Annotated in this window: 7 protein-coding genes, 2 tRNA genes and 1 pseudogene; 4 read left to right on the forward strand and 6 right to left on the reverse strand. The window is 58.0% G+C overall.

All coding sequences use genetic code 11. The annotated features are described in order from the left end of the window. Positions 1–11 precede the first annotated feature (11 nt). Positions 12–83, reverse strand: a tRNA-Thr gene (locus tag EIK79_RS03695). Between the two features lie 51 nt (positions 84–134). Continuing rightward, on the reverse strand, positions 135–803 hold the full coding sequence (locus tag EIK79_RS03700; protein ID WP_124953796.1) for a DUF7114 family protein: 669 nt from the start codon (positions 801–803) through the stop codon (positions 135–137). A gap of 60 nt (positions 804–863) precedes the next feature. Here EIK79_RS03700 and EIK79_RS03705 point away from each other — a divergent pair, with 60 nt between their 5' ends. Then, on the forward strand, positions 864–1,580 hold the full coding sequence (locus tag EIK79_RS03705; protein ID WP_124953797.1) for an enoyl-CoA hydratase/isomerase family protein: 717 nt from the start codon (positions 864–866) through the stop codon (positions 1,578–1,580). A gap of 11 nt (positions 1,581–1,591) precedes the next feature. Here the strand turns inward: EIK79_RS03705 and EIK79_RS03710 are convergent, their stop codons facing one another. Together EIK79_RS03710 and EIK79_RS03715 are read right to left on the reverse strand one after the other, a co-directional pair. Beyond that, entirely contained in the window at positions 1,592–2,422 is an 831-nt protein-coding gene (locus EIK79_RS03710; RefSeq protein ID WP_124953798.1) for an NAD+ synthase, read from the reverse strand. Between the two features lie 68 nt (positions 2,423–2,490). Then, positions 2,491–2,970, reverse strand: a pseudogene (locus tag EIK79_RS03715) (cupin domain-containing protein). A 97-nt stretch (positions 2,971–3,067) separates the two neighbouring features. Between EIK79_RS03715 and EIK79_RS03720 the strand changes: the two are divergent. Together EIK79_RS03720 and EIK79_RS03725 are read left to right on the forward strand one after the other, a co-directional pair. After that, positions 3,068–3,138 (forward strand) — tRNA-Gly (locus EIK79_RS03720). Between the two features lie 710 nt (positions 3,139–3,848). Continuing rightward, on the forward strand, positions 3,849–4,337 hold the full coding sequence (locus tag EIK79_RS03725; protein ID WP_124953800.1) for a hypothetical protein: 489 nt from the start codon (positions 3,849–3,851) through the stop codon (positions 4,335–4,337). A gap of 196 nt (positions 4,338–4,533) precedes the next feature. On the opposite strand, the gene EIK79_RS18680 is transcribed toward EIK79_RS03725, so the two are convergent. Together EIK79_RS18680 and EIK79_RS03735 are read right to left on the reverse strand one after the other, a co-directional pair. Continuing rightward, positions 4,534–4,734, reverse strand: a complete 201-nt coding sequence (locus tag EIK79_RS18680) for a hypothetical protein (RefSeq protein ID WP_233737923.1) — start codon at positions 4,732–4,734, stop codon at positions 4,534–4,536. Positions 4,735–4,906: 172 nt separating this feature from the next. Further along, entirely contained in the window at positions 4,907–5,809 is a 903-nt protein-coding gene (locus tag EIK79_RS03735; protein WP_124953801.1) for an acyltransferase, read from the reverse strand. 149 nt (positions 5,810–5,958) lie between these two features. On the opposite strand from EIK79_RS03735, the gene EIK79_RS03740 reads away from it, so the two are divergent. Beyond that, positions 5,959–6,308: aldo/keto reductase (locus EIK79_RS03740; protein WP_148094124.1), on the forward strand; the 350-nt coding region annotated here is incomplete at its 3' end.

The following is a 6,308-nucleotide window of genomic DNA, read 5'->3' on the forward strand; positions in this document are numbered from 1 at the left end:
AGTAGCAAAAAAGCCTAGGCCGGGATTTGAACCCGGGCTCTCGTCCTTACCAAGGACGCGCTTTACCGCTAAGCTACCCAGGCCCACTGGGTCGTGTATCAGTTTATTCGTGATCTCTCTTTAGGCGTTTCGATTCACGAGTCGACGCAGGCACTGGCAACGGATTGGGTGAGGCGGTCAGTGACGGTGGGTGAAAGGAACGCGTCCGGCGCTGGGAACCCTGACCCCTCACAGGTCTCCACGAGATCCTTAGCGACAGTTTGGAAGTCGCTGGTCAGTTCCTCGTCGTCGGCCACGACCGTGCCGGTTGTCAATGCGAGTTCAAGGATGTCGCGTTTGAGCTGTCGTTCTGCCGTCGATGTCCCCGGTTTGAATTCGCCCTCCGCCTCGGGGTTGTGTCTGTGCTCGTACGCTTGGTGCTGTCCGAACGACCGCACCACGTCGACGGCGGTCGACGCTGCGTTGGTGTGTGCGAGGAGGTAAAAGCCTCGTGCAACGAGCACATCAGCGACGAGAATGTGCATGTTCGCTTTTCGGCGTTCCTCTTCGCCGTTGTTCCACGGCTCGTTGTGGGCTAGTTGGCGGGTGAGTCGGAGACCATTGTAGATGAGTTGTACACCGGCGGCGGGCTGTTCGAGTTCATCGTGGGAGTCAGAACGAATCCGTGCAGTGAGCAGTGTCAACACTCCCGGCGTTAACGAAGTGGAATCAATGACCGCCAACAAGGCGTTCCGCAGTCGCGCAGGCTCGATTTCCTCGACGGTCGCCCGCGCGGCTCGGCGCACGGCAGCGGCTTCGTCCATCACTCGGGCGTTAACTCCCAACTGGCAAAGACCTTTGGAAACCGCCCCCCTCTTGAAGTCGTGATACGGACGACCGACGACGGAGCCGTTCGAACGATTACTATCGATCGACCGGAACGACGCAACGCACTCACACCTGCTGCGCTCAAGGCGCTCGAAACGGCTGTGACCGATGTTGCTGCCCGTGTTATCGAACTTCGTGGTGCTGGGTCCGCGTTCTGTGCTGGTGCGGATCTTGATGTCGTCGCTGATCTCGCGGCCGACGCTGCGGCGGGCACCACCGACCAAGCGGCTGCGTTCGCACGACTCGGACAGCGGGTCGCCCGAGCCATCGAAACGAGTGACGCGGTTGTCGTCGCTGGGATCGACGGTCCCGCCCGTGGCGGTGGGCTGGAAATCGCGCTTGCGTGTGATCTCAGGATCGCAACGCCGGCCGCGTCGTTCGCGGAGCCGGGTGTGACGTTTGGGCTGTTCGGGGCGTGGGGCGGAACGCACCGGCTTACGGCAACCGTTGGCCGGAGCCACGCGCGTGATATTGCCCTTTCCGGGCGTGTCGTTGATGCCGAGCAAGCACTCGACATGGGACTGGTCTCGCGCGTTGTCGACACGCCTCGATCAGTCGCTGAGGAGATTGCCGACTGTGAGCGTGAGACGCTCACGCGTCTTAAATCCCTCATGAACACCGCAGAAACTGCCGATCGGACGATCCAAGAAGAGCGGGAAGCCAACGTGTTCGCGGCGCTTGTCGACGCCAACGCCGACACGCTTCAATCGTGATCTGCGTTGGATTAGAGATCGATTTTTTCGGGGGTCGGCGGTAGCCGTCGCTTGTGGGCGCTCTGTTCGTACAGCTCCACGACGCGATCGATCGCAGTCTGATCGATATCGAGCGTCTCGGCGGTTGCTCGTCGAGACAACGGGCCGTCGACGTGTAACATGAGCACTGCGTCGAGCAGGTCGTAGGTGACGCCCATCTCCTCGGCGTCGGTTTGGCCCTGCCACATCTCCGCGCTCGGGGGCTTCTCGATGATCGCGTCATGTACGCCGACGTGGCGCGAGAGCTGCCGTACCTGATGTTTATAGAGGTTTCCGATCGGATTGCAGTCGACGGCTTGATCGCCGTATTTGGTGAAATACCCCGTCAGCGACTCGCTCCTGTTGCCAGTTCCGAGCACGATAGCGTTCTCCGTGTTCGCCACGAAGTAGTTGAGAACCGCGCGTGTTCGAACGCGGACGTTACCGGCTGCGGTCTTGGTGTCGGCACCGTCGGGATAGGCGTCGAAAAACGCCGAGACGATCGGCTCGATCTCGATCACGTCGTACTCGATTCCGAGCCGTTGGGCGACCGCCTCGGCGTCGCTCATACTCTCTTCTGGGTTCACCGTACTCGGTAGTATCAACCCGTGAACCGCGTCCGGACCGAGCGCTTCGACAGCGAGTCGCGCGGTGAGCGTGCTGTCGATCCCGCCCGACAACCCGATCACGGCGCTCGCAGCACCGGCGTCGTCGATGATCGACGCGATGAACGACGTGATCCGCTCGCGGTGGGTCTCTAACTCCGCATCGGTAAGCTGTAGGTCTACGGGGATATCCTCGGGAAGCGCCGTTACGTCTTGCATACCAGAACGATGAACTGCCGACAACTAATAGCTGCCCGGCCGGAGACGAACGTCGAACGGTTGTTCGATTATGCGTCTTCCCAGTAGTCGATATCCTTTTCGAGGGGGTAATAACCGTGTAGCGCCCGACCACTACGATCGCCGGGAGCGCTCCCGACAAACACGCCCAACGTCTCCATTTCTGGATACACCGTTACATCCGGCTCGCACATCGTCGAGACGAACAGATACCGCAATGATCCGGCTGAGTCGTTGATCACTCGATGCCCACCTGATTCGTCGGCCGGCAGCGCAACGTAGTCACCCGATCGGAGCGGATGCAACTCCTCGTCAAGGCGAATCGATCCGGTGCCGGAAAGAACGTATATCGCCTCTTCGTTCGCCGTGTGGTAGTGGTATGGCCACGATTTGCCCTTCTCTGGCAGTTCGTACAGGCTACAGCCCAACTGCTCGCCCCCCGAAGCGTTCCCTAACTGTTTGCGACGAAACCCCGCGTCGTCCTGTTGTGTTTCTGTCTATTCAAGCTCCGATTCGTTGACCGGTTCCATATGAGATGTATGATTGGTGATTAGATAATCATCGCGACGACATCGACGAGTCGCTACGTTCAAGTAGAGCCGGACAGAACCCAAACATAGACGACGCGCGCCGGTGGTCTAGTGGTAGGACATGAGCTTCCCAAGCTCATAGCCCGGGTTCAATTCCCGGCCGGCGCAGTGATCGAGTTTTGCGAGTGAATGAGCAGCCGGGAATTGAATGAGGGCAGTCGCAGCGCGACCTGTTATGAGCGACCGTCTGGAAGTGGTTCAATTCCCGGCCGGCGCAGTGATCGAGTTTTGCGAGTGAATTGATTCTACTATTATCTCACCGATAGATCGAAGCTTGTCATTCAAAATAAGTTATTCTGTATCAATTTCAGCGCATCTTTCATCTACTACGCTCATTACCACGGCAATCCGGGCACTGGAGTTTTCTATAAATTCATTTCTACAGTTGGACTTGATCGTTCTTCACGACGACTCCACTCATACCCATAGCAGCTCACTTCCGATAAATAAAATCAATATGAGGTAAATAATAATAGACATATAAGTGTATGGGGGGTAATCTGCGTAGTGTGATCGGCTAACGAAACGCAATTGTCGATACGACATCCAGTACCGGCGTCTTGAGATCGGTCGGTGGTGCGTTCACCACCCCTCACGCGAAAACGCTGTTGGCAGACCAGCTTACGAGTCGGGCTAGGCCGACGGTGTTCGTGATCGTGGGCGGCCGGTGCAGTACACGCCATCAACGGACAGCACACAGAGGCATCTCCAACGAACCAAGGAAGTGAGACTAATGAAGCAGAAGGGCAAAAGCGAGCGGACGACACGAACAGCGTTCAAACGACACAGTGATTCTCCCACACCAGCAGGTGTCCGAAATGAGTGATAGAATGTGGCTCGGAGGGGACAATCAAGGCGATCCCCGCGTACAGTGTCATCACTGCGATCGCGGGTTCGATCCCCAGCAAGCGTATCGGATCATCGTTCACGAGTCTATGGCCGACTACACCTGTCCGTGGTGTCAACAGACGGTATCCGCGGATCCGCCTCTCGGGGTGATCGAGCGGCCGCCGTCGATCGTCAATACATCCTGTACGATTGACGACGACGGGCTGCATACCGCTCGGTTGTTCTTCGAGGGTGGGGCGTGGCTCCAGTTCAGAGAAACGGACAACGGTTGGGTCCGCGAGGAGATGTTCACCCCCACCGGTGAAGAGTACGAATCCTTCGCTACGGAGTTCGATCGGGAGGACTGTGACCCGCCCGTCGACTATCTCAACGAGGAAGCGAACCGATACACCACCTACACGAAAGCAGGATTGCGAATTCAGCGCCCACACATCGCAGCGGTGCTCCTCAAACGCTAGTTAACTGATAGGGTAGCTGCTGTTTTCCGATTCCAGTTTCGAACTACGATCCATCATTCCGGACGGAGCCTGAGTATCTTGTCATCGCCCGGCTCCGGCGTACCGCGTCCATCCCGGTTACTCGTCTTCGGTATCGGTGCCGTTTTGGATCCGTACCCGCCGGAGGTGGGCTCCAGCGAGCGTTCCGATGAAGAGATCACCCTGCCACTGTTCGATCGGTCCGTCGTTCGTTTGTTCCGTCGGTCTGGTAGGTGAACGCGGTGTCGGGGGTCGTGGGATGAAAGACGAGTCCCAATAGTCCACCTTCGCCGCCTGTCGTCGTGCTCTCTGTGAAATCCGCAACGATCTCGCTTTCGCCACCGCTCACGCGCACGACCCGTCCCGGTCGTTCGGTCACATACAGTGTTCCCTCACGATAGGCAGCGCTCCACGGGACTTCTAACCCCCCTCGACAACGGTTTCAACGCTGACAGTCGTTGCACCAACGGACAGTGTGCCATTGCGTGTACCGTCTTTCTCCGCCGAAGCGGACGACTCAGACGGGTCGTACTGCCGTGTCAATCACAAGATCACTCATCTCCGGGTGGCTGCAAATCGCGCTCAAACTCGTCGAAGACGGTGATATCATCCGGAACTTCAGAAGGAATGGCTCGTTCCTCACGGTTGTCTGGTGTCTCACCGACGGGTTTGGCGACTTCCTCCCACCCCGGCTTGACGCTAATGCTCTCTGCGGGCGTTCCGGCCGCGATGTGGTGGGCAGGGATGTCGCGCTGTGCCACGCTTTTCGCCGCAAGTACAGCGTTCTCCCCGACGCGGACCCCCGCCCGGACCAGCGAGTCGTACGTGACACGTGCGTCGTCTTCGATGATCGTGTGGTAGTTCGAAACCGCCGTCTGATCAACGATGTCGTGATCGTGGGAGTACACGTGAGCGTCGTCGGAGATGCTCACCCGCTCACCGATACTGAGCCTCCCACGGTCGTCGAGATGGACATTGTCGTGAATGACGGTGTTGTCGCCCATCGAAATGTTGTGTCCGTACGAGAAGGTGACGCCTTTGAAGATTCGAAGCCCGTCTCCCGCCTCCTTGAAGAGGTGGTTTGCGAGCATCTGACGGAACCGAAGCGCGAATTCGATGTTGTCGGCCATCGGCGTCGCGTCGAACTGTCGCCAGAGCCATTGGAGGTGTTTCGATCGCTCAAACGTTTCTTCGTCTTTTTCCGCGTAGTATTCGCTTTCGAGCGTCGAATTACACGGATCGTACCCCTGTAACCGAACGCGCGTTGCGGGCGAAACCGATTCTCCCGACTGCCACCGTTCGTAGGCCTGACGATCTCCATACAAATCGATCAGAACGTCTTTGACGACATCACAGGTGTCTTCCGGGCCTGCTAATCGTTCGTCAACTTCATTGATGAACTCCCGTAACCCTTCTTCGGCTCCGAGCGGAAGCGACACGTGACGTTTCGTCATGCTCCGCCCGTTAGAGGGGCTGAGACATAGGAGTTTCCGTCGTGGTACCATTTTCAGACTACCATCATATTTGTCGTCCCACCGCTCTCGTCTTGGCTGTTCATCACATAGATCGCGTTCGATAAGTGAGCGCACGCATTAGTTGAGATATGCACTACCGTACGCTCGGTGCCAGCGGTATCGAAGTCAGCGAGGTCGGATTTGGCGCGTGGGTTATCGGCTCTGACTGGTGGGGTGACCGGACCGAGGAGCAGGCGATCGAGATGGTCACTCACGCCGTCGACCAGGGCGTCACCTTCTTCGACACGGGCGACGTGTACGGTCACGGCGACAGTGAGCGGCTGGTCGGACGCGCTCTTGAGAACGTCCGTGATGAGATCACACTCGGGACGAAAGTCGGCTACGACTTTTATAATAATCCACAGGCCGGCCACGGCGAACTTCCCAAGGACCTTTCACCGGAGTATCTTCGCACCGCTGTCGATCGGTCCCTCGATCG

This window comes from Halocatena pleomorpha, assembly GCF_003862495.1.
GTDB lineage: Archaea > Halobacteriota > Halobacteria > Halobacteriales > Haloarculaceae > Halocatena > Halocatena pleomorpha.